The 21,147-nt window shown below is 64.6% G+C and carries 22 protein-coding genes and 1 pseudogene; 17 read left to right on the top strand and 6 right to left on the bottom strand.

Going from position 1 to position 21,147, the window contains the following annotated elements; translation table 11 throughout:
• A pseudogene (locus ACS5Q0_RS24195) lies at positions 1-184 on the top strand (CmlA/FloR family chloramphenicol efflux MFS transporter); the annotation flags it as partial.
• 149 nt (positions 185-333) lie between these two features.
• Here the strand turns inward: ACS5Q0_RS24195 and ACS5Q0_RS24190 are convergent.
• Positions 334-777 (bottom strand): Lrp/AsnC family transcriptional regulator, encoded by a 444-nt coding sequence (locus ACS5Q0_RS24190; RefSeq protein ID WP_473129206.1) that lies wholly within the window; start codon positions 775-777, stop codon positions 334-336.
• Between the two features lie 135 nt (positions 778-912).
• Between ACS5Q0_RS24190 and ACS5Q0_RS24185 the strand changes: the two genes are divergently transcribed.
• The gene (locus tag ACS5Q0_RS24185) at positions 913-1,818 is read left to right on the top strand and encodes a DMT family transporter (RefSeq protein ID WP_473129205.1); all 906 of its coding nucleotides are present in this window, start codon (positions 913-915) and stop codon (positions 1,816-1,818) included.
• 15 nt (positions 1,819-1,833) lie between these two features.
• On the opposite strand, the gene ACS5Q0_RS24180 is transcribed toward ACS5Q0_RS24185, so the two are convergent.
• Positions 1,834-2,733, bottom strand: a complete 900-nt coding sequence (locus ACS5Q0_RS24180) for a LysR family transcriptional regulator (RefSeq protein ID WP_473129204.1) — start codon at positions 2,731-2,733, stop codon at positions 1,834-1,836.
• Between the two features lie 127 nt (positions 2,734-2,860).
• Here ACS5Q0_RS24180 and ACS5Q0_RS24175 point away from each other — a divergent pair, with 127 nt between their 5' ends.
• The 5 genes from ACS5Q0_RS24175 to ACS5Q0_RS24155 all read left to right on the top strand — a co-directional run bounded on the left by ACS5Q0_RS24175 (position 2,861) and on the right by ACS5Q0_RS24155 (position 7,160).
• A complete protein-coding gene (locus tag ACS5Q0_RS24175; protein ID WP_473129203.1) occupies positions 2,861-3,406 on the top strand; it encodes a carboxymuconolactone decarboxylase family protein in 546 nt (181 codons plus the stop codon).
• Between the two features lie 94 nt (positions 3,407-3,500).
• Complete coding sequence (locus ACS5Q0_RS24170) at positions 3,501-3,935, top strand: VOC family protein (protein ID WP_473129202.1); 435 nt, start codon at positions 3,501-3,503, stop codon at positions 3,933-3,935.
• Between the two features lie 64 nt (positions 3,936-3,999).
• A complete protein-coding gene (locus ACS5Q0_RS24165; protein ID WP_473129201.1) occupies positions 4,000-5,598 on the top strand; it encodes a 2Fe-2S iron-sulfur cluster-binding protein in 1,599 nt (532 codons plus the stop codon).
• A 19-nt stretch (positions 5,599-5,617) separates the two neighbouring features.
• A complete protein-coding gene (locus ACS5Q0_RS24160) occupies positions 5,618-6,133 on the top strand; it encodes an HPP family protein (RefSeq protein ID WP_473129200.1) in 516 nt (171 codons plus the stop codon).
• A gap of 16 nt (positions 6,134-6,149) precedes the next feature.
• Positions 6,150-7,160 carry an alpha/beta fold hydrolase gene (locus tag ACS5Q0_RS24155; protein WP_473129199.1) on the top strand — a complete coding sequence of 337 codons (1,011 nt, stop codon included), beginning with the start codon at positions 6,150-6,152 and terminating at the stop codon, positions 7,158-7,160.
• Positions 7,161-7,265: 105 nt separating this feature from the next.
• Here the strand turns inward: ACS5Q0_RS24155 and ACS5Q0_RS24150 are convergent, their stop codons facing one another.
• Positions 7,266-7,904, bottom strand: a complete 639-nt coding sequence (locus tag ACS5Q0_RS24150; protein ID WP_473129198.1) for a LysE family translocator — start codon at positions 7,902-7,904, stop codon at positions 7,266-7,268.
• A 92-nt stretch (positions 7,905-7,996) separates the two neighbouring features.
• Between ACS5Q0_RS24150 and ACS5Q0_RS24145 the strand changes: the two genes are divergently transcribed.
• Entirely contained in the window at positions 7,997-9,331 is a 1,335-nt protein-coding gene (locus ACS5Q0_RS24145) for an aminotransferase-like domain-containing protein (protein WP_473129197.1), read from the top strand.
• A gap of 38 nt (positions 9,332-9,369) precedes the next feature.
• Here the strand turns inward: ACS5Q0_RS24145 and ACS5Q0_RS24140 are convergent, their stop codons facing one another.
• A complete protein-coding gene (locus tag ACS5Q0_RS24140; RefSeq protein WP_473129196.1) occupies positions 9,370-10,335 on the bottom strand; it encodes an MBL fold metallo-hydrolase in 966 nt (321 codons plus the stop codon).
• Positions 10,336-10,477: 142 nt separating this feature from the next.
• Between ACS5Q0_RS24140 and ACS5Q0_RS24135 the strand changes: the two genes are divergently transcribed.
• On the top strand, positions 10,478-11,428 hold the full coding sequence (locus ACS5Q0_RS24135) for a LysR family transcriptional regulator (RefSeq protein ID WP_473129195.1): 951 nt from the start codon (positions 10,478-10,480) through the stop codon (positions 11,426-11,428).
• Between the two features lie 23 nt (positions 11,429-11,451).
• Here ACS5Q0_RS24135 and ACS5Q0_RS24130 read toward each other — a convergent pair whose 3' ends face one another.
• Positions 11,452-12,093, bottom strand: a complete 642-nt coding sequence (locus ACS5Q0_RS24130) for a TetR/AcrR family transcriptional regulator (protein WP_473129194.1) — start codon at positions 12,091-12,093, stop codon at positions 11,452-11,454.
• A 99-nt stretch (positions 12,094-12,192) separates the two neighbouring features.
• Between ACS5Q0_RS24130 and ACS5Q0_RS24125 the strand changes: the two genes are divergently transcribed.
• Together ACS5Q0_RS24125 and ACS5Q0_RS24120 are read left to right on the top strand one after the other, a co-directional pair.
• On the top strand, positions 12,193-12,636 hold the full coding sequence (locus ACS5Q0_RS24125) for a nuclear transport factor 2 family protein (RefSeq protein ID WP_473129193.1): 444 nt from the start codon (positions 12,193-12,195) through the stop codon (positions 12,634-12,636).
• Between the two features lie 202 nt (positions 12,637-12,838).
• Complete coding sequence (locus ACS5Q0_RS24120) at positions 12,839-13,267, top strand: nuclear transport factor 2 family protein (protein ID WP_473129192.1); 429 nt, start codon at positions 12,839-12,841, stop codon at positions 13,265-13,267.
• 166 nt (positions 13,268-13,433) lie between these two features.
• Here the strand turns inward: ACS5Q0_RS24120 and gcvA are convergent, their stop codons facing one another.
• A complete protein-coding gene (gene gcvA, locus ACS5Q0_RS24115) occupies positions 13,434-14,342 on the bottom strand; it encodes a transcriptional regulator GcvA (RefSeq protein WP_473129191.1) in 909 nt (302 codons plus the stop codon).
• 190 nt (positions 14,343-14,532) lie between these two features.
• Between gcvA and ACS5Q0_RS24110 the strand changes: the two genes are divergently transcribed.
• The 6 genes from ACS5Q0_RS24110 to arsC all read left to right on the top strand — a co-directional run bounded on the left by ACS5Q0_RS24110 (position 14,533) and on the right by arsC (position 21,146).
• Positions 14,533-15,225: an FMN-dependent NADH-azoreductase gene (locus tag ACS5Q0_RS24110; RefSeq protein WP_473129190.1), complete on the top strand. Its 693-nt coding sequence runs from the start codon at positions 14,533-14,535 to the stop codon at positions 15,223-15,225.
• A 2,564-nt stretch (positions 15,226-17,789) separates the two neighbouring features.
• A complete protein-coding gene (locus ACS5Q0_RS24105) occupies positions 17,790-18,962 on the top strand; it encodes a hypothetical protein (RefSeq protein WP_473129189.1) in 1,173 nt (390 codons plus the stop codon).
• Position 18,963: 1 nt separating this feature from the next.
• On the top strand, positions 18,964-19,365 hold the full coding sequence (locus ACS5Q0_RS24100; RefSeq protein WP_473129188.1) for a hypothetical protein: 402 nt from the start codon (positions 18,964-18,966) through the stop codon (positions 19,363-19,365).
• Between the two features lie 454 nt (positions 19,366-19,819).
• A complete protein-coding gene (locus ACS5Q0_RS24095) occupies positions 19,820-20,176 on the top strand; it encodes an ArsR/SmtB family transcription factor (RefSeq protein WP_473129187.1) in 357 nt (118 codons plus the stop codon).
• Positions 20,169-20,711 (top strand): arsenate reductase ArsC, encoded by a 543-nt coding sequence (locus ACS5Q0_RS24090; protein WP_473129186.1) that lies wholly within the window; start codon positions 20,169-20,171, stop codon positions 20,709-20,711. The genes ACS5Q0_RS24095 and ACS5Q0_RS24090 overlap by 8 nt, the downstream gene beginning before the upstream one ends.
• Positions 20,712-20,720: 9 nt before the next feature.
• Positions 20,721-21,146, top strand: a complete 426-nt coding sequence (arsC, locus tag ACS5Q0_RS24085) for an arsenate reductase (glutaredoxin) (protein WP_473129185.1) — start codon at positions 20,721-20,723, stop codon at positions 21,144-21,146.
• Position 21,147: the final 1 nt, after the last annotated feature.

The raw sequence follows: 21,147 nt of genomic DNA, 5'->3' as shown, positions 1-21,147 counted from the left end.
GAAGTTCGGGGATATCGCGGGGTCCGCGGTGGCGCTGCATTTCTGCGTCCAGAGCCTGATCGTGAGCATCGGCGGAACGCTGGTCGTGATCCTGCTGCAAGGCGACACCGCATGGCCGCTTGCGACCTTCGCCTCGATCATGGCTCTCGTCGTCCTGACCGTCCAGGGATGGCAGCGTCACTGAGGTCGTTTGCGGACGTGATCCAACGTGAAGTCGGGCTTCGTGCCCGGCTACACCGCCTCCACAGAGATCAGGGGTCTCAGTCGCACCTCATCGACTTCGTTAGGCGAGTGCTGGTCGAACGACATTATGTGACAACGGCACCGTATCCCCTAGGCCTGCGCGAGCGGCGGCGGACGCCTGCGGATCGGCTGCGCCTTGACGATCGCGGTGCTGGTCTCGGCCTTGTCGGCGATGCGGTCGAGCAATCCGTCGAGTTCCTCGATCGAGCGCACGTACAGGCGGGCGACGAAGCAGTCGTCGCCGGTGACCTTGTCGCATTCGCCGAACTGCGGCGTCTCCTCGATGAGCTTCTGCACCACGTGCAGCTTGCCCGGCAGGGGCTTGATCCGTACGATCGCCTGGATCGGGAAGCCGAGTGCCTTCGGGTCGATCTCGACCGTGAAGGCCCGGATCACCCCGCGCTCCTCGAGCCGCCGCAGCCGCTCCGACACGCTCGGTGACGACAGCCCGACCGCCTGGGCCAACTCCTTGAGCGAGGCACGAGAATCCCGGAGCAGGATCTCCATGATCGCGCAGTCGATGTCATCGAGCATCAGCTTCTCCGTTAGGTCAGATAGCATCATCGCTTAATTAAATTAGGCAGACGCGCCCATCAGGCTTTCTTAAGCCATGGAAGCCGGGCGGTAAATATTCGACTCTGGTCCCCTGGAATTGCCGGAGGAAGCGACATGAGTGAACAGACGCGCGGGACCATCGAGATGACCGTCGCCATGGTGATCCTGGGCACCATCGGCTGGTTCGTCGTGCTCTCGGGCCAGCCCGTGCTGACCCTGGTGTTCTGGCGCTGCGTCTTCGGGGCGGCCGCCCTGCTGGTCGTGTGCGCCGCCCTCGGCCTGCTGCGGGGAATCCTCGACCGCCGCGTCCTGCTCCTCTCGGCCCTTGGCGGCGTGGCCATCGTGGTCAACTGGCTGCTGCTGTTCGGCTCCTACGCGCGGGCCTCGATCGCCGTCGCCACCGCGGTCTACAGCACCCAGCCCTTCATCCTGGTCGGGCTGGGGGCGCTGTTCCTGGCCGAGCGGCTGACCGCGACCAAGCTGCTCTGGCTCGGGCTTGCCTTCGTCGGCGTGCTGCTGATCGTGCAGGCCAAGCCCGCCGTCGGCTATGTCGGCACCGACTACCTCACCGGTATCCTGATGGCGTTCGGGGCGGCGTTCTTCTATGCGCTTACCGCGCTCTTCACCAAGAAGCTCGCCGGCACCCCGCCGCACCTGATCGCATTGATCCAGGTCTGCGTCGGTACCGTGATGCTCCTGCCCTTCGCGGACTTGACGGAGCTGCCGCAGGATGCCGGAACGTGGGGCACGCTCGCGGTGCTCGGCGTCGTCTACACGGGCCTGATGTTCACGCTCCAGTACGGCGCGATCCAGCGGCTGCCGACGCATCTCACCGGCTCGATCACCTTCGTCTATCCGGTGGTGGCGATCGGGGTGGACGTCGTCGCCTTCGGCCACCGGCTGCATCTCGCCCAGGTCGCAGGAGCTGCCGCCATCCTCCTGGCCGCCGCGGGCATGAACCTCGGATGGTCGTTGTGGAGGACGCACTCGCCAACGGAGGCTGCTCCGGCCGCCGAGTGATGCGTGCGCCCGGTTTTAGTTGATGGAACCGTCGGCGCGGAGCCGTTGTGCCGCGAAGTCGACGAAGGCCCGCACCCGGGCCGAGGCCTGCCGGCCCTCCCGGTGCACGAGGTGGATCGGCACCGGCGCAGGCTCGTGCTCGGCCAGCACGATCTTCAGCCGCCCGGCGGCAAGCTCCGGGGCGACCATGTAGGACAGCACCCGCGTCAGCCCGTGTCCCTGCACGGCGGCGGTGATCGCCATCTCGGCCGTGTTCACCTCCAGGCGCGGCGACGGCCGGACCTTCACCTCCGACCCGCCAACCTGGAACGACCACTCCGGAGAGGGAGTGACGCCCTGGAAAGCGACGGTCCGATGGTGCGCCAGATCGGCGGGCTCCTGCGGGATGCCGTGCTCGGCGAGATAGCCGGGCGAGGCGCAGACGAGGCGCCGGACCGATCCCACCTTCAGCGCCGTCATCCCCGAATCCGGCAGATGGGCGATGCGCACCGCCACGTCGAGGCCCTCCTCCATCAGGTTCACCATCCGGTCGACGAACAGGGTGCGGGCGCTCACCCGGGGATGGCGGCCGAGGAAGTCGAGCAGGATCGGCGCGATGTACATGCTCCCGAACAGGACCGAGGCCGTGACCGCCAGTTGCCCCTGCGGCTCCCGGTGCGAACCCGCCGCCATCTCCTCCGCCTCGTCGATCTCGGACAGAATGCGCCGGCAATCCTCCAGGTAGCGCGTGCCGGCCTCGGTCAGGCGCACGTTGCGGGTGGTGCGGTGGAGCAGCAGGGTGCCGATCCGCGCCTCGAGGGCGGCGACCGCCCGCGTCACCACGGGAGGCGACAGGGCCAGCCGCCGCGCCGCCGGGGCAAAACCCTCCTCCTCCGCGACGGCCACGAACACCGTCATCGCCTGCAACCTGTCCACGGCCAATTATTCCCCAATCAGAAATGATCCATTGCCAAGAATGGGAATTCATCTCGCCCATTACAAGGATCATTGTCCTCCCAACGAGCGGCCGTTGCCGTTCGGATCGCTCTGAAAGGACACCTCCATGGCCCGCATTCCCGCCGTCGATCCCGCCACCGCCTCCGGCGAGGCCAAGACCCTCCTCGATGCCGTCCAGGCGAAGCTCGGCATGACGCCGAACTTCCTGCGCGTGCTCGCCCACTCGCCGGCCGCCCTCGGCTCCTTCCTGGGCCTGTACGGCATCGCCGAGCAGGGCAGCCTCGATCCCAAGACCCGCGAGCGCATCGCCCTGACGCTGGCCGAGCAGAATGCATGCGAGTACTGCCTGTCGGCCCATACGGCTATCGGCCACAGTGCCGGCCTGACGGGCGACGAGATGGAGGCTAACCGGCAGGGCACCTCGCAGGACGCCAAGGCGGGAGCGGCCGTTGCGTTCGCCCGCGCGCTTGTCGAGCACAAAGGGGAAGTGACGAACGCCGAGATCGAGGCAGTGCGCCAAGCCGGCTATGGCGAGGCCGAGATCGTCGAGATCATCGTGCACGTGGGCATGAACCTGCTCACCAACATCCTCGGCAAGGCGAGCCGGATCGAGATCGACTTCCCAAAGGTGGCTCTCAGGCAAGCCGCCTGATGCCACCTGACGCGGACCCTTGCCCCCGGGCCCGCCCGGGCGGACGCTTCCCTCCGGCGTCCGCCCACCCTGTCACCCCTTCTGGACAAGCACGATGACCAAAGCCGCTCTGACGTCCGGTGTCGACCATGTCGGCCTCACCGTCCGCGATCTTGCCGCAACCCGCACCTTCTTCACCGATTGCCTCGGCTGGACCCCGCTGGGGGAGAACCCCGCCTACCCGGCCGCCTCCGTGACGGACGGCGCCACGCGGCTGACGCTCTGGCAGGTCAAGGACCAGGCTGACCATGTGCCCTTCGACCGGCATCGCAATGTCGGTCTCCACCACCTCGCCTTCCGCGTCGCAGACCGGGCAACCCTTCATGCCATCCACGAGCGCGCGACCACGTGGCCTGGGGCCGTCGTCGAGTTCGCGCCGGAGCGGAACGGCTCAGGCCCCAAGATCCACTGCATGGTCCGCGAACCAAGCGGCAACCGGCTCGAATTCACGTGCCTGCCGCAGGACACCTCCTTCCACATGTACGGATGAGGACGGGCGGCAAGCCTTCCCGATCGTCCCCTCTCCTCCTGTCCATCCACGGAGCACGCGAGCCATGGCCAGAGCCTTCGCCGAGATCACTTTCACGCCGAGCGTCCAGGCAGCGCAGGCCCGCTATGGCAGCCGCGCCGCCAATGCCGGCTTCGAACAGGCGGAGGACCGCCGCGACGTCCTCACCGACCGCGAGGCCGAATTCATCCATGCGCGGGACGGCTTTTATCAGGCGAGCGTGAGCGAGACCGGCTGGCCCTATGTCCAGTTCCGCGGCGGCCCGAAGGGATTCCTCAAGGTGCTCGATGACCGCACGATCGGCTATGCCGACTTCCGCGGCAACGTCCAGTACATCAGCACGGGCAACATCAATGCCGACGGCCGCGTCGCCCTGATCCTGATGGACTACCCGAACCGCCGCCGTCTGAAGGTCTGGGCGCGGGCGCGCATCGTTCACGAGAGCGAGGATCCGGCTCTCCTCGCCCGTCTCGAGGTCCCGACCTATCGAGCCCGGGTCGAGCGCGCCGTGGTGATGACGGTCGAGGCCTTCGACTGGAACTGCCCGCAGCACATCACGCCCCGCTTCACCGAGGACGAGATCGCCGGGCTCGTCGCGCCGCTGCGGCAGCAGCTTGCGCAGGTCACGGCCGAGAGCGATGCCCTGCGGACGACGGCTTCGAACGTGCAGGCGCTCGGCAGCGGCCCGCTGGAGCTGGTGGTCGCGGGCATGCGCCAGTTGACGCCGCGGATCCGAGCCTACGAGCTGCGGGCGGCCGACGGCGGTCATCTGCCCGCCTGGAATGCGGGCGCACATCTCACCGTTCCCGTCCGCCTCCCTGACGGCAGGGAGCAGATCCGCACCTATTCTCTGGTGGGCGATCCGGCCGACCGTCACGTGTACGAGATCGCGGTGCTGCGCGAGGATACGGGCGCCAGCGGCTCGGTTGGCGTTCATCGGGACTATGGCCTCGGTACGGTTGTCCGCTGCGGCCTGCCCCGCAACCTGTTCGAACTCCACGATGACCGGAGACCGAGCGTGCTCATCGCCGGCGGGATCGGCATCACTCCGATCCGCGCCATGACGCTGACCCTGCTCGCCTCCGGCCGCCCGCTCGAGCTCCACTACGCGGCCCGCACCCCGGACGAGATGGCGCTGCGGCAGGATTTCGAGACTCGGCTCGGACACCGCCTGAGGACCTACTTCAGCCGGGATGCCGCGCCCACGCCGTTGGACGTCGGCAAGGTCCTGATGGGAGCGCCGCCGGACGCGGTGATCTACGTCTGCGGCCCCGCCTCCCTGATCGCGGCTGTGCACGGGCAGGCGGAGATGCTGGGTTTCCCGCCAGATCGCGTCAGGTCGGAGAGATTTGCAGCGGGCACGACACGCGAAGGTGACCGACCGATCGAGGTGCGTCTCGCCCGGACCGGCAGGACCGTCACCGCCGCGCCCGACCAGACCGTTCTCGATGCCCTCATCGGGGCCGGAGCCGATCCCCTTTACGACTGCCGCGTCGGCACGTGCGGCACCTGCGCCACGAAGGTTCTCGACGGCATCCCCGACCACCGCGACAGCGCCCTCTCCGAAGTGGAACGGATCCGTGCCGGCCTGATGTGCACATGCGTCTCGCGGGCGCTGACCGACCACCTCACCCTCGACCTCTGATCCGACAGGAGACCTGACGATGAATGCCCAGCCACCCTTGAGCCAATTCCGTCCGGCGAGCGCCCTTCCGCCCCTGGCCTCCCCGCGGGCAGTCCTTCTCGCGGGGCTCGGCGGTGCGATCGCGACCCTGGTCCTGTTCTCCCTGGCACAATGGTCGGGGCTTGCCTTCGTCATGGCGCCGTTCGGGGCCACATGCGTGCTGGCCTTCGCCCTGCCGGACAGCCCGCTGTCGCAGCCGCGCAGCATCGTCGGCGGACATGTCATCGCCTCGGCGATCGGGCTCGCAATCGGCACCCTGCTCGGCGTCTCAGCATGGACGATGGCGCTGGCCGTCGGCCTGGCCATCGCGGTCATGCTCGCTACCCGCACCACCCATGCGCCTGCGGGAGCCGATCCGCTTCTCGTGATGCTGGCGATGCCGGACTGGTCGTTCCTGCTCACCCCGGTGCTGTCCGGTGCCCTGACGCTGGTGGCGGTGGCGTACGCCTACCACCGTGTCACCGGACGCGCCGACTATCCCCGCTACTGGTTCTGAACGAAAGGCACCAGCCATGTTGACTTCACCCTATGCTTCCCGTGGACCAATCCTGGCGGCTCCGCTCCTCGCGGCCGTCATGGGGTTTGCCGCTCCCGCGCTGGCGCAAGGTCCGGCCCCATCCGCAGCATCAGCGGCGGTGTCAGCCCGATCCGCGCCCGAAGCCATTCACCATCGGACCGTGAGCGTGGATGGCGTCGACATCTTCTACCGCGAGGCGGGTCCCAAGGACGCTCCGGTGATCCTGCTCCTGCACGGCCTGCCGAGTTCCTCGCACATGTTCCGTCACCTGATGCCGCTGCTGGCCGACCGCTTCCGGGTGATCGCGCCCGACTACCCGGGCTTCGGAGCCAGCGCCGTGCCCTCGCCTGACGCGTACGACTACACCTTCGACCGGATCTCGCTGACGATGGACCGATTCACCGAGACGCTCGGCCTCGACCGCTACGGCCTGTACGTCTTCGATTATGGCGCGCCGGTCGGCTTCCGCATGGCGACAAGGCATCCCGACCGCGTCCGGGCGCTGATCGTCCAGAACGGCAATGCCTATGAGGAGGGCATGGGCCAGCTCTGGGATCCGCTACGCGCCTACTGGAAGGATCCGACGCCGGAACGGGCGGGCTTCATCGCGCAGAAGCTCCTTAGTCTCCAGTCGACTAAGTGGCACTACCTGCACGGCGTGCGGGATGCGGCCGCCATCGCGCCGGAGAACTGGATCCTCGACCAGGCGCTGCTCGACCGCCTCGGAATGCAGGAGATCCAGTTGCGGCTCCTGTTCGACTACGGCTCCAATCCCGCGCGCTATCCCGAGTGGCACGCCTATTTCCGCAAGCATCAACCACCGACGCTGGTCGTGTGGGGGGAGAACGACGGGATCTTCCAGGTCGCGGGGGCGCACGCCTTCAGGCGGGACCTGCCCGATGCCGAAATCCACCTGTTCGACACCGGCCACTTCGCGCTCGAGGAGGATGTCTGGCCGATCGCGGAGAGGATCCGGCAGTTCATGAACCGGATCGCGAACCCATAGGCTGCCCGGATCCGGCGGGCCGAAGGCTGCTTCTGCACGATCATGCGAGGCCGGAACGCCTCGCATGACGTCGATGGCCCGTGAGCGGCCTGCCTTCGGCAGGGATCAGGCCACACGCCGGTCGAGCGCCAGCCGGACCGCCAGTGCGGCCAGCACGCCCGCCATGGCCCAGCGTTGTGCCTTCAGCCATGTGGGGCGGCCGGCAAACCACGCCGCCACCGATCCTGCGGCCAAGACGATGCAGAGGTTGACCGTAAAGCTCACGCTGATCTGCGTGAACCCGAGCACCACGCTTTGAAGCAGGACGTGACCCTGTGCGGGATCGACGAACTGCGGCAACAGGGACAGGTAGAGGACCGCGATCTTCGGATTAAGCAGGTTGGTCACGAACCCCATGGCAAACAGCTTGCCCGGTCCATCAACGGCCAGGTCCGAGCGGGGCTCCAGCACCGAGCGGGCGCCCGGCCTGACCGCGTTCCAGGCCAGGTACAGCAGGTAGGCCGCGCCCGCCCACTGGATGACCTCATAGGCGAACGGCACGGCGAGCAGCAGCGCCGTCAGGCCGAAGGCCGCGCACAGCATGTAGACCACGAAGCCGAGGATCACGCCGAGCAGCGAGATGAACCCGGCCAGGCGCCCCTGCATGATCGAGCGCGTGATCAGATAGATCATGTTCGGCCCCGGCGTGAGCACCATGCCGAGGGCCACGAGGGCGAAGGCGGCCAGACTGGCGGGGGCGATCATGGCGGCGGGAACTCCTGCTTGCATCGGCGACGACCTTGCCCCAGGGTGCCGCCTCGGTGCAATCGATACATTGCACTCGGAGCAACTCTGCCGTGAACGACTTCCGCACCATCGCCGACACCGTCGCTGCCGATATCCTCGCCGGGCGCCTGAAGCCGGGCGAGCGCCTGCCGCCGCAGCGGGAGTTCGCCCATCGGCAGGGCATCGCCGCCTCGACCGCGAGCCGCGTGTACGGGGAGCTGCTCCGGCGCGGGCTGATCATGGGCGAGGTCGGGCGCGGGACCTTCGTCCGGCACGTGCAGACCCAGCCGGAGGCGACCCTTGCCGAGCCGGCGGACGCGCCCGTCGATCTCGAGCTGAACTTCTCGGTGCTGCCCGGACAGGCCGAGACCCTCGCGGCCCCCTTGGCCGATCTCCTGCACCCGCAGCGGATGGCCGAGGCGCTGCGCCCGGTGGGGATCCGGGCCACGGAACACGCCCGAGCCGTCGCGGCAGGCTTTCTCGCCCGGGGTGGCTGGACCGCCGATCCCGACTGCCTTCTGTTTGCGGGCAATGGGCGGCAGGCCATCGGCGCGGCCCTGACGGCCCTCGCCGGGCCGGGGGACCGCATCGGCGTGGAGGCGATCACCTATCCGCAGGTAAGGACCATCGCCCGGCAGCTCGGAATCATCCTGGTTCCGCTGGCCATTGACGAACACGGTCTCGTGCCGGAGTCCCTTCGCCGGGCGCACGCGGCCGCACCCCTGAGCGGCCTCTACCTTCAGCCTACCCTGCACAACCCGCTCGGCATCACCATGCCCGCCGCCCGGCGCAGGGACGTCGCCGCATTCCTTGAGGCCACCGGGATCGTTGCGATCGAGGACACCATCTACGGTTTCCTGGCCGACGAGCGTCCCTTGGCCGCCTTCGCGCCCGAACGGGTGATCCTGGTCGACAGCCTCTCGAAGCGCCTGTCCCCGGGACTCACGCTCGGGTTCATCGCCGCCCCGCCCGCCCTCGCCGACCGGCTCGTCGCCGCCGTCCGCTCCGGCGCCTGGGCGGCGCAGGGCTTTGCCCTGGCGGCCGGGACGCGCTGGATGATGGACGGAACCGCCGCCCGCCTGCACCAGGCCAAGCGAGCGGATGCGTCCGCCCGGCAGGCGGCCGCCCGCCGGATCCTGAAGGGCTTTGCCGTCAGAAGCGATCCGCGCGCCTATCACCTCTGGCTGGAACTGCCGGACACCTGGAGGGCGGATGCCTTCGTCGCGGCGGCCTCCCGGCATGGCATCGCCGTCGCCGCGGGCGAGGCCTTCGCGGTCGGTCCCGGCCATGCCCCCAACGCGGTGCGGCTGGCGCTGGCGTCACCATCCCAGGACCTGCTGGTGGAGGCACTGAAGATCCTGCGGCGGCTTCTCGTCGGCGGAGGTGCAGACGCTTCGCCTGACTGACAACAGCACTTTTCCGCACGGGAGGCAGCCGGATCGACCTAGGAGGCATAGTCCCATTCAGCGGGAACGAACCGATAGCCCGTTCCCTCGGGCGCCACATGGCCGAAGCCGGGGAACGGCAGGTGCATCCCGGCAACCAGCATCCGGTCACCGGACGCGCGCTCGAGCGCCTGCCTGCGGGTCGCGGCAGCCATGGGGGGATCGGTGTCAAACGCGAGGCCCCAGTCCGGCCGGGCAAGCTGATATGTGGCCACATGGACCACGTCGGCCCAGATGAACAATCCCTCACCATCGGCCTCCAGGATGAAGCCTGCATGCCCGGGCGTGTGGCCCGGCAGAGGCACGGAACGGATCGAGCCGATGATCTCGCCCTCACCTGCGAACCGCCACAGGCGGTTCGCATATGCGTCAGCGACTTTCCGGGCTCCCAGGAAGAGCGGCTTCATCTCCTCCGGGGCCCGGCTCAGATTGGCGTCATCGTGCCAGAAGGCATAGTCGACGTCCGGGACGATGAGTTCGGCATTCGGGAACACCGCATGGCCCTCAGGAGTCAGGGCACCGTTGATGTGGTCGGGATGCATGTGGGTGATGAGCACCGCATCCACCTGGTCCGGCATCACGCCGGCCGCCTGAAGACCTGCCGGGAGATGCCCGAGGGTCGCCCCCATGCCGGTGGCTGCACCCGTATCGACGAGAACCAACCGGCCGCCGATCCTGACAAGGTAGGCATTGACCGGGATCCGGCGCGCGCCCGGCCCCTGGAATGCCGCCGCAGCCAAGCTTGCGGCATCCCTCGGATCGGCCCCGAGGACCTGATCCGGCGGGACGTCGATGTAGCCGTCGAGCAGCGGAGTGACCTTGACCGAGCCGATCCTGCGGCTCGGAAGGCCATAACCCTGCTCCGCAGGTGAGGGATGAGCGGGTGCCGGACCGGATGCACCAAGAACGGCGGCGGTGCCGGCGAGAACAGGCGCGGCGATGATCGAGCGGCGTGAAGGAGTCATGGAAGGACCTCAGGTTGTCGGGCGCAGGGAACGGCCTGCGGTTGCGACGGATCATCTTCCATAGCCTCTGGCGTTAGTAGTGCCGTCCATTCTATAGCATTGATAGCTTTTTCCTATCGACGGGGCGTTGACGGAGGATCGAATGGATCGCCTCACGGCACTGGCCAGCTTTGTCCGGATCTGTGAACTCGGCAGCTTCTCGGCAGCCGCGCAGGATTCAGGACTCAGCCAGCCATCGATCAGCCAGCAGATCCGGGGATTGGAGTCCCACCTCGGAGTGCGGCTGTTCAACCGGAGCACCCGCCACGTCACGCTGACCGACGCGGGCGCAACCTATCTTGAGCGGGCCCGGGACATCCTCGAGCGCGTGGACGAGGCCGACCGCACGGTCCGCGGCGTCGATCAGGCCATGTCCGGGCGTCTGGCCGTCAGCGCCCCGGTCGGCCTTGGAGGCACGGTCCTGGCGAGCTTCTTCATCGAGTTCAAGCGGGCCCACCCGGACCTGGTGCTCGACGTCTCGTTGAGCGACAGCTTCGTCGACGTCGTCGCGGAGCGGGTTGATGTTGCCGTCCGGCTAGGCCCGATCTCCGACGACCGCCTGATCGTGCGGCCTCTCGGCATGGTGGAGCGCCGCCTGGCTGCGGCACCGGACTACCTGGCGCGCAATGGGAGGCCGCAACATCCGTCGGATCTGACGGGTCACGAGTACATCATCCATTCCCAGCAGGTCGCCGGTGGAACATTGACCCTCATCGGACCGGCCGGTGAGCACGTGGAAGTTCCCGTTCGCTCGACCTTCCGCACCGACAATGCACTGCTGATGCGCGAAGCCCTGGTCGCCGGCCTCGGGATCGGACTCATGCACGGGAAGCTGTTTGATCCGCTGCTGGCCGACCGCAGGCTCGAATACGTACTCCCGGGATGGAGCTACGCGCCCCATCAGGTCCATGCGGTGTATCCGTCGAACCGCTACATTCCCATGAAGGTCCGGCGGTTCGTGGAAGAGCTGTCCACCTACCTTCGAACGATCGGTGCCTTCGTGCATTCGCGCCAGGAACGCCAGCCGACGCAAGCACGTTCGATGCGCGCGTAGCGGCAAGGGCAATTTCGTCGGGACTAGCAGCGTGGGGACGGGTTCGTGGCCATCCGTCTCTCCGACGACGAGGTAGCTACAGTCAGAGGCACCATTGCAGCCGAAATCACGCCGAGAAGGTCGTCGCGAGCGGCGCCATCGCGGGCTTGCAGCGACAGACCCTGCATGACGGTCGCATAGAAGGCTCCAAGGCCGGACACGTCCGTGTCCTCCGGAAGATCGCCATCACGGATCCCTTGCTCGAGCCGCTGTCGAATCCGGTTGACCGTCTCGCGCCTGAGCCCGACCAGATACTGCCTCACCCCCTGGTTCTCAGGCAGACAGTTCACGAGGCCGAGGATCAGCATGCAGCCCCCGGAGGAAGGGGTAAGCGCTATCTCCGCGCTCGCGCGAAGCATTGCCTCAATCGCACCCCGGGCGTCGGCAGCTTCCTCAAGCGCCCGCATGCTGCCGCTGCCGACCGTTGCCAAGTAGAGGTCGACCGCCTCACGGAACAGCGCCTCCTTGGAGCCGAACGCAGCATAGAAACTCGGTGGGTTGATCCCCATGGCAGTCGTGAGGTCAACGAGCTGAGCGCCCTCATAACCCTTGGCCCAGAACACCTCCATAGCGCGCTGAAGCGCGGTGTCGCGGCTGAAGCTGCGGGGACGTCCCCGGTTGGACATGCGGATCCTTTCTGTAGTTGTTTTTACATAAAGCCATTGACCCGTGGGTTCAAGGATCCTACACCATTTCTGTAGCGAAGGTTACAGAAAGGGTGTCCCATGGCCGAAGACACGCAGACGAATGCCCGGATTGAGACGATCAGGAGCTACTTCAGGCGGGTTGATGCGAGGGATCCGTCCCTCCTTGACCTGTTCACCGATGATGTGGAGTTCTTCTTTCCGAAGTTCGGCCCTGCACGCGGCAAAGAGGCCGTCATCACGTTTGGTGAGCGGCTGGCAAAGCATCTGGCGAGCCTTGAACATGACATCGACGGCCTGAATTTCATTGTCGCCGGCGACACGATCGCGGTCGAGGGAAAGGAATGGGGGGTGACGCGGAGGGGCGTTCACTGGCCTGATGGCACAGTATCACAAGGGCTGTTCTGCAACGTGTTCGAATTCGACGGGCTTCTGATCCGCCGCACGTACATCTATGTCGATCCGGACTTCACCGGCGAGGATCACGATCGCGTTCGCCTCCTCCGTGGAGAGGTCGCAGCCTAGCTGCCGCCCAAGAACACGCGACGGACGCCGGATGACTGCGTCTTGTGCTCCGAGGGTTAATCGGCCGTCTAGTGGCCATTGCTACCGAATGCCGTTTCGATCGGCCTGCCTGGATGTGGAGTTTCGAAGCATCGCATGAGCGTCGTCGATTGAATCCGGTGGATCGCAGTCGTTGTCCTTCAGGAAACACAAAGGAGATGCCATGACGGAGACGACGCGCGACGTAGTCGAGGAGTTCTTTCGCCGTGCCGGTTCGGGAGCAAGCCCCGAGCACATCGCGGATATGGTCAGCGAGAATGTCGACTGGTTCGTCGCCGGGGACACGGCGGTGGTTCCGTGGATCGGGCGCAAGACAGGAAAATCAGGGGTCGCCGAGTTCTATCGGCAACTCCGGTCGCGGGTGACCTCCGAACGCTTCGACGTCTCACAGATCGTCGTGCAGGATGACCGGGCCGTCGCCCTCGGCTATCTGGAGTCGCGCGTGAAGAGCACGGGCAAGCTCATCCGCTCCGAGTTCGCGTTCGATTTCACCGTCAAGGCCGGACGGATCGTCCGCTTCCGCCTCTTCGAGGACAGCTTCGCGGTCGCTCGCGCGGTTGCGTGTCCCGCCCCTGGTTCTGAACCAAGCTGAGATCGTCTGTTGCTTGCTGGAGTTTCCTCACCGGGTTCGACGGTCTGCCGATCATTGAGCGTCGCTACAGCCGAGCCCGGCGACTGGTAGGGTAGATGGGATCATGGGAAGTCTGTTGGTGTTTCTGGGAGGACGCCTGGTCATTTCCGACGGGGTTCGCTCGTTTTTAAGGAATTAAGTTCGATCTCCTGCTCCGGAGGCTGGCAGCTTCGTCGATCAACCATTCCCGTACGGCTTCAACGTGACCATCGGCGTGTCCTTCGGGGGTTACGACGTAGAATCCATGCCCCGCGAGCGACGGCCCGAAAGGAACGACAAGCGTACCATTCGCCAATTCGTCAGCAATCAGAGTAAGACCGGACAGCGCAATCCCCTGACCGGACGCAGCAGCCTGGATGGCATGGGTCTCGTCGGTGAAGACGATGTCGCTCCCTCGTCGCCGGTAGGGAAGACCTGCCTCGGCAAACCAGCGTGGCCAGAGGGGTGTCCCCTCGTCGATCAGCCGCCACTCACTGTGGATGAGGGCATGATCATCAAGAGCCGTCGGATCGCAGATATTGAGGCGCGGACTGCAAGCCGGCGCGAATGTCTCCTGAAACAGGAGGTCTGAACGGCAACGGGGATACGTGCCGGTGCCGTACCGGACCGCAATGTCGGCTGTGCCCGCTCTGAGATCGATAACATCGTCTGACGCAAGCAACCGCAGATTTAATCCGGGAAACCTGGCGCGGAATGCTGCCGCCTTGGGCACAAGCCATTTTGAGGTAAATGCCATTGTGGATGTCAGCGTCACCGTCGTGGCAGACTTGAACGCCGAGACCCGCTCAACTGCCTGAGCGATGGTGTCGAAGCCGTCTCGCAACGGGGCGAACAGAGTCTGGCCCGCTGGCGTCATGATCACGCGCCTCGTGCGACGCTCGAACAGCTTCTGCCCAAGCGTCTCCTCGAGAAGCCGGATCTGATGGCTAATGGCCGTTGGCGTGACGGCGAGTTCGTCAGCAGCCCGTTTGAAGCTCAGGTGACGGGCGGCGGCCTCGAAGGCCCGCAGGGCGGCAAGGGGCGGCAGTTTTCTCATGGACCGACCTATAGCTGAATTTTACTCATCCAACGACTGAGCAATTCGATTTTGTCGGACGTCAGATCCGACGCCACAATCCGGTCAAGCCTTTCATCAGGCCGGCTCTTCACGACAGCATAAGATGAGCTTGGCTCATCCCGTGGCAGGGGCCGACAGGAAAGCACCTCTCAGTCCTCAGGAGATCTTCATGGCGACAATCCTCCACATCGACGCAAGTGCACGGCCCGGGCGATCCGACCGGGACCGGTTCGGATCACATACTCGCCGGCTGACAGCGCGGTTCGTTGAACGGTGGGCTGTGGCGCGGCCTAACGACCGGATCATCTATCGGGATGTCGGGCAGACGCCGCCGCAGCCAGTGACAGGACGGTGGATCCACGCGGCCTTCACAAAACCAGAACAGCGCGAGTCATGGATGCAGGAGGTGCTCGCTGAAAGCGATGCCCTGATTGAGGAGTTGCTGGCCGCTGACCTGATCGTCGCCGGAGTGCCGATGTACAACTTCGGCCCTCCGGCGCAATTCAAGGCATACATCGACAACATCGTCAGGGTCGGGCGCACCTTCGGGTTTGACCGCTCGCGCCCGGGCGATCCCTACTGGCCGCTTCTCACGGAATACGGTAAGCGCCTCATCATCCTGAGCTCGCGAGGGGACTATGGTTATGATCCCGGTGAGCGCAGTCACCCTATGAACCACGTCGAGTCGAGCATCCGAACTGCTTTCGGGTACGTCGGCATCACCGAGGTCGAAACGGCTGCGGCCGAATACGATGAGTTTTCTGACGTGCGTCTCCAGTCTTCGCTCGCCCGGGCCGAAGCAGCCGTGGATGCGCTGGTTGATCGGCTCCTTGCGGTCGGACTGCCAAATCTGGCGGCGTGAGACTTGTGGGCGTATCAGGCGTTCATCTGCGAAACGGCCTCCCCGGCATCGGCGAAGGTTAGAATGGTCGCCACAAAATGTGGGAAGCGATTAGAACGGCGGTGTCGCGAGGAGTTGCGGGTTATGTGAGCACTTATTCCGTGTTGCATCGGTCGGAATAATGCTCTTGGAATATTCCGAGAGTTAAGCCATTCTACATACACACAAATATGCCTGACCCCCTATTATTAGTGTGGCAGCACGACGGGGTGCTCGTAAACCCTAGTGCATTCTTACGTGAGTGAGGACGCTCACATAGGTTGGCGAGAATCTCGCTAACGGCGCCTCAAACGAAGGCAAAATCTAGCGCACCCTTGAGGGGCTGACAAACTACGACAAAGGCCGCTTGCAGCGGCCTTCTGTCATTTGTGGGAGAAAACTTGCCACCGTGGCGGACACGCCACTCTCGCGGAGAGGGTGCTCAGAAACCGACCTCATTAGAGCGCCAACAGCGCCCCTTATTTGAGGTGGCCTTGAACATTCCCTTCCCGACCCGAAAAGTCGCTCAGCGGGGCTCTAATAGCCTCGCAATCAAGTAATGCAACTTTGTGTCATACACCCAATGTTTGTCCGGCCGTGAACCTGAGCGTGTTGGCAAGCAGATGTGACGACACCCATAGGATGTCAAAACCATCCAGGGTCATCCTCGACCTCACTCATAATCGGCATCACTCCGCTTTCTCAGGGAAATGCGGCGTGATGCAGAGGGGAAGGCGTTAAAGGTGTCAAAAATACGGGGCGGCAGCCGGTGAACGGACCTGCGAAGAGTAGTGTGCTGTATGTGTACCTACAGCCAAAAATTTGCCTTTTCGGGGCCTGCTACTTCCTTTCTGCTAGCTATAGTTCTTCCTCCCGCTGTTTCGGCGGGAGGATATGTGAGCGAGTGACAGCTTTCCCTCGATGGACGTAAGCTGGTGGGCTGCAGCAGGTGGTTTTGATAAAGAACGCCAGAGGGGTGGGAGGTTAGTCTCCCGCCCCTCCTGCTTTTTCGAAATAGGCCTGTGCGGCACCTATTAGTTTGTCGGCAAGTGAGGGCGTCGGCAGTTCATTCTACCGAATGAAGATTGAGGGCTATGGTAGGACCTTGATCTCGAGGCCGCATCAGACCCTAGGGCTCCTTCATTCGCGAAGAGGCTCGCAAACCAGGTAGGCTTACCTATTTCATGACTATGGGTACGAGGACGAAGCCGGTGATCATCGAATACGGGATGGACTCTGAGGGACAGCGCACGGCCACTTCCCCACATTATCGCGGGCTCCTGGCCCGCGGGCAGTCAGACGAGGAGGCCGCCCGAAACCTTATGGCTATGATCGAACTGGTGGAGGAGCACCGTAAACAAGCCCAATCCCACCGAGGAAACGAGCTTTCCCTTTAGCCTGCTTCACAAGCCTCGTCTGGCCTCAGCGATAACCACGATCTGAGGGAACATTGCCGGAAAAGCGACCGCATTAGAGCCTCGCCACGCCCATCAAAGCGAGATGACCTGGAGCATTCCCTTCCAGAAGTGAAAAGTTGTTCGGAGCCGCTCCAAACGGCTTTCAGCGCCATCCGCTACTTAGTTGCTATGATCGAATAGGTTCATCCAAGTCTCGAACGAGGCTGCCCCAGGCGTTCCGCGCAAACTAGTTTCGACTGACTCTTACCCAACACCGGCAGGGGTAGTGCTGGCGGCAACGGATGCGTGGCCGTTGTGCTCTTGGTTAGTCGGGAGGCATCTCGGCTGTCAGTGCGGGAGCAGAGTTTCGCTGATAATTTAGTCAAGCACTGCGACAAGGCGGTATCGGCCTTGTCGTTCAGCGCAGGCTCCGACTGTTAATCCTAGCGACCTCAGGAGGGCGGTCGTCACTCTACGGAGAACTTCCGCATTCCTCTCGGAAGCTGACAATTAGCCAAAGTCTCGGATGTGCCAGAAGCGGTCCTTTGCAGTGAATGCTCCGGCCTAGAGTTAATCATCAGTTCGCCGCTGTGTTCGTCCGCCTCAACGGCCACTGCCACGATCCTCGGTAAAAGGGCTGTGGCACTTGGAGGCTGGGTTCGGTAAATGCAACGTTCGTGATGCGCCGCACTTCAAAACAGCGGAAGAAGTCAGAGCTTGGGTTGAGCAAACCATGAACGGCAAGGCCGTGTAAGCCGCAGAGCCTCTTCGGTCACAAGGGCCGACGATGACCGACTGGTTCGGCGCGTGAAGCGACAATCTCTGCCACCGTTGGTCTGTCCTCGTCGAGCCCGTTCGTTCCGGCATCAGAGGCTCGGGCCCGCTCGAATGCTGGAGGTCTGCTGCTCTTCTGCTCTGCTTGTTGGCGGCACTGAGACAATACCGATCCTTAGGAATTAACTCTGTTCACCACAAACCTTGGTTTAGTTTTCGTAAATGGCTCATCATGGCGTGTCTTTCGAGATGATGAAGCAAATGATAGTACGAGACATCGACCTTGTGGCTGAGCTACTCGCGAGGATCGGGGGATCCTGGCATCCGGAGAGGCCGCGCCCTGCTCCCAATGGAACTTCCAGCCGCCACCGCGACGTGGCGCGTCTCATCCTCGCTGAGCTTCGCCGGAGGGACGCGGCGCGCAATGAGGCTTTGGGCCTAACCCCGGAACCGACCGGGCAGGACGTGGGGTCGGGCCCCGCTGACAGGGTCGAGATCCCCGTTGGCACCGTGGTTACCTACTGTCCTCCAGGTGATACGCGGACGACCATCTGCACGGTCGAGAAGATCGAGCGCGGCCGCGCGTACCTTGTCCCCGTGCGCCGGGAGATCGGCTGGATCTCCACAAACACGCTCCAGTCACTGCCGTCTCAAACCGGCCGTCCAAAAATCGGTACTTGGTCAAGGACAGGTCAAGCCCTGCCGTATCGGAATGGCGGAACATCGCTGCGGCTCAACGCGGCCGTTGCATCAAGCGGCACGGAACGGCGACCAGGCGCTCAGGCCGCCAAGGTGGCCACCGCCGCATCGGATCTAGGCCTGGAGCCTGTGGGCGCGGCCGCCCAGGCACGTCTTCCGCAAAAAAACTCGACCGCTCCCGCGGCGCCCTCGGGAAAACCGCCGCAAAAGGCGAGCGCCCCCTCGCAGGTACTCTCTGTCGAAGCCCCTGATACTCCGTCCAAGCCGGCGAAGGGTGGAACAGCGGCAACGAAAGTTCAGCACTTTTTCGACTCGTCCGGTCAATGGGTTGCCTTCCGCCTCCATCGCAACGACCGCTATTTGTTCAATGCGAAAGGGAAATGGATCGGCTGGTTCCCGTGGAAGGACGGCGAGGCTGTCGACATCCACGGCCGCTATCTCGGAACGGTGCTGGACACGGACCGGATATACCGGAAGACGTCGTCCCCGCCGAGCGGGCGTAAAGCCGGTTCTGTATCGCCCCCCGGCGATCCAGGCTATGTGGGCTATACGGAACGCGTGGCCTTTTGCCAGCCGCCATACGGGTATCAGGACATCGACTGGGCGAGCCTTCCTGTCGGCCAGGGTGGCCGGCTCAAAAGCACCCGCTTGGCGGCGCCTACCAAAGCCGGCTACTTGCACCGTTTCCTGTCGATGATCGGCCTGACCAGCTTGTCGAGCAGGATCGAGCGCACGATGCGGCCTACCGATGCAAGGCGAAACGTGCCCTATCGTTGCAGGCGTTCGTCCGCCGCTGAAGAGACCATCGAAACGATCCCGACCGCGGGCATGCTGAAAAAGGTGATGTAAAATGGTTGAAGATCAGGTCGAGATCGTAGCAGATCTCCTCGCGAGGATCGGGGGCTCCTGGTACCCGGATCGCACCCGTACCGCGCTCAGGGTCGTGAGCGACCGCCATCGCGAGGTGGCTCGCCTCGTTTTCGAGGCCCTGGGCCGCCCCACGGAGGCAACGCAGGAAGAGCAAACGGCCTCGGGGCGCGGGGCTGCCGCCACCAGCTTCAACTTTGCCAAGGAAGACCAGTTGTATGTTGGCGCAACAGTGATCTACCGACCTGTCGGCGAGAAGAGGGCGATCACGTGCCAAGTCGAGAAAATGGACCGTGGCCGCGCCTTGCTTGTCCCTGTCGGTCAGGAGGTGGGCTGGGTGCCGATACGCACAATCCGGCCACTGACGCCCGGTACGGATGGGTGAGCAGGAAACGTCTGCGCCCGTCTCGGCTGCGATTTGAAGGAGACCGGCGAAGGGTTCACGCGCCCGAGCAGTTGGGTGATGCCAAAGTAACCGGCCCATCCTGAATCCGGAGAGGGCGGTGGGCCGAGGATATGAGATCGGCCTCGGCTTTCCTCCATCGACAGCGGCCATGGTCGCCTGTCCACGGACTGCGTGCAGGGCCACAAGTGACCACACAAGCATCAGAAGGCTGCCAGACGCTAATCATCCTGCTCAGGCACAGCACGCCAAATCGGAGGAGATTCCGCTTCGGGTCAACCTGAGCCATTGAGCTCTTGCCTATGAGGGTCAGCTCACGCCGCCAATGCGGAATTTCGGCTAAGGTCCGCCCGGTGCCATTAGCGGCCCTTGCAAGAAGCTGTGTTGAGAGGATCTGCACTTGCATTTCCGATAGTAATTCCATAAGTCTCGACATATGGAATCAGATGCTGTCATCCTCGCCCTCGCAGCCCTCGCCCAGCCGACCCGCCTTGACGTGTTCCGCCTCCTGGTGACGCACGAACCCGACGGCCTGCCTGCGGGCGACGTCGCCCGGGAGCTGGCGGTTCCTCACAACACCATGTCCTCACACCTGGGGATCCTGTCCCGGGCGGGCCTCGTCCGCTCCGAGCGCCGCAGCCGCTCGATCATCTACCGCGCCGATCTCGACCGCCTGCGGGAGGTCGTGACCTTCCTGCTCAAGGATTGCTGCGGCGGACACCCGGACGTGTGCGCCCCTCTCGTCGACGCCCTGACGCCCTGCTGCCCTCCCAAGGAGAAAGCCCATGGCTGACCGTGCCTACAACGTTCTGTTCCTGTGCACGGGCAACTCAGCCCGCTCGATCATGGGCGAGGGCATCCTGCGCAAGGACGGCGCCGGACGCTTCAACGCCTTCTCGGCCGGAAGCACGCCAAAGGGCAGGGTCAACCCGTTCGCCCTGAAGGTGCTGGAGAGTTTCGACTACCCCTCGCAGGGCTACCGCTCGAAGAGCTGGGACGAGTTCGCCATGTCCGATGCGCCCGCCATGGATTTCGTGTTCACGGTCTGCGACAACGCCGCGGGCGAGGCCTGTCCGGTCTGGCCAGGCCAGCCGATGACCGCCCACTGGGGCATCGCGGATCCCGCCGTCGTCGAGGGTTCCGACATCGAGAAGGAGCGGGCCTTCGTCCAGGCCTTCAAGTACCTGAAGAACCGCATCTCCGTCTTCATGGCCTTGCCGATGGCGAGCCTCGACCAGGTCGCCCTCACCCATCACCTGCGGGAGATCGGCCGCCTCGAGGGCGCGACCCCCGCCGCCGTTCTCCCCTTCGACCGCCGCTCCGCCTGAGGATCTGCCATGGACGTCATCATCTACCACAACCCGGATTGCGGCACGTCCCGCAACACGCTGGCGATGATCCGCAATGCCGGGATCGAGCCGCACGTCATCGAGTACCTGAAGACGCCGCCGACGCGGCTCCTGCTGCGGCAGCTCATCAACCGCATGGGCGTCCCGGTCCGCAATGTCATCCGCGAGAAGGGCACGCCCTACCACGAGCTCGGGCTCGACGATCCGTCCCTGCCCGACGACCAGCTCCTCGACGCCATGATGGCGCACCCGATCCTGATCAACCGTCCGATCGTCGTGAGCCCCAAGGGCGTGCGCCTGTGCCGTCCGTCCGAGGCCGTTCTCGACCTCCTGCCGCCGCAGCAGGGCGAGTTCGTCAAGGAGGACGGCGAGCGCGTGGTGGACGAGCACGGCCGCCGCGTGGCGACCGCCTGAA

The organism is Microvirga sp. HS2 (assembly GCF_055792805.1).
This window is presented reverse-complemented; position numbering and strand designations above follow the sequence as displayed.

Coding starts and splice junctions, on each gene's coding strand:
- ACS5Q0_RS24135 (WP_473129195.1), top strand. CDS start 10,478: ATGGATCGCCTCACGGCACTGGCCAGCTTTGTCCGGATCTGTGAACTC.
- ACS5Q0_RS24140 (WP_473129196.1), bottom strand. CDS start 10,335: ATGACTCCTTCACGCCGCTCGATCATCGCCGCGCCTGTTCTCGCCGGC.
- ACS5Q0_RS24165 (WP_473129201.1), top strand. CDS start 4,000: ATGGCCAGAGCCTTCGCCGAGATCACTTTCACGCCGAGCGTCCAGGCA.
- ACS5Q0_RS24190 (WP_473129206.1), bottom strand. CDS start 777: ATGCTCGATGACATCGACTGCGCGATCATGGAGATCCTGCTCCGGGAT.
- arsC (WP_473129185.1), top strand. CDS start 20,721: ATGGACGTCATCATCTACCACAACCCGGATTGCGGCACGTCCCGCAAC.
- ACS5Q0_RS24095 (WP_473129187.1), top strand. CDS start 19,820: ATGGAATCAGATGCTGTCATCCTCGCCCTCGCAGCCCTCGCCCAGCCG.
- ACS5Q0_RS24150 (WP_473129198.1), bottom strand. CDS start 7,904: ATGATCGCCCCCGCCAGTCTGGCCGCCTTCGCCCTCGTGGCCCTCGGC.
- ACS5Q0_RS24185 (WP_473129205.1), top strand. CDS start 913: ATGAGTGAACAGACGCGCGGGACCATCGAGATGACCGTCGCCATGGTG.
- ACS5Q0_RS24120 (WP_473129192.1), top strand. CDS start 12,839: ATGACGGAGACGACGCGCGACGTAGTCGAGGAGTTCTTTCGCCGTGCC.
- ACS5Q0_RS24130 (WP_473129194.1), bottom strand. CDS start 12,093: ATGTCCAACCGGGGACGTCCCCGCAGCTTCAGCCGCGACACCGCGCTT.
- ACS5Q0_RS24160 (WP_473129200.1), top strand. CDS start 5,618: ATGAATGCCCAGCCACCCTTGAGCCAATTCCGTCCGGCGAGCGCCCTT.
- ACS5Q0_RS24090 (WP_473129186.1), top strand. CDS start 20,169: ATGGCTGACCGTGCCTACAACGTTCTGTTCCTGTGCACGGGCAACTCA.
- ACS5Q0_RS24125 (WP_473129193.1), top strand. CDS start 12,193: ATGGCCGAAGACACGCAGACGAATGCCCGGATTGAGACGATCAGGAGC.
- ACS5Q0_RS24110 (WP_473129190.1), top strand. CDS start 14,533: ATGGCGACAATCCTCCACATCGACGCAAGTGCACGGCCCGGGCGATCC.
- ACS5Q0_RS24155 (WP_473129199.1), top strand. CDS start 6,150: ATGTTGACTTCACCCTATGCTTCCCGTGGACCAATCCTGGCGGCTCCG.
- ACS5Q0_RS24100 (WP_473129188.1), top strand. CDS start 18,964: ATGGTTGAAGATCAGGTCGAGATCGTAGCAGATCTCCTCGCGAGGATC.
- ACS5Q0_RS24170 (WP_473129202.1), top strand. CDS start 3,501: ATGACCAAAGCCGCTCTGACGTCCGGTGTCGACCATGTCGGCCTCACC.
- gcvA (WP_473129191.1), bottom strand. CDS start 14,342: ATGAGAAAACTGCCGCCCCTTGCCGCCCTGCGGGCCTTCGAGGCCGCC.
- ACS5Q0_RS24175 (WP_473129203.1), top strand. CDS start 2,861: ATGGCCCGCATTCCCGCCGTCGATCCCGCCACCGCCTCCGGCGAGGCC.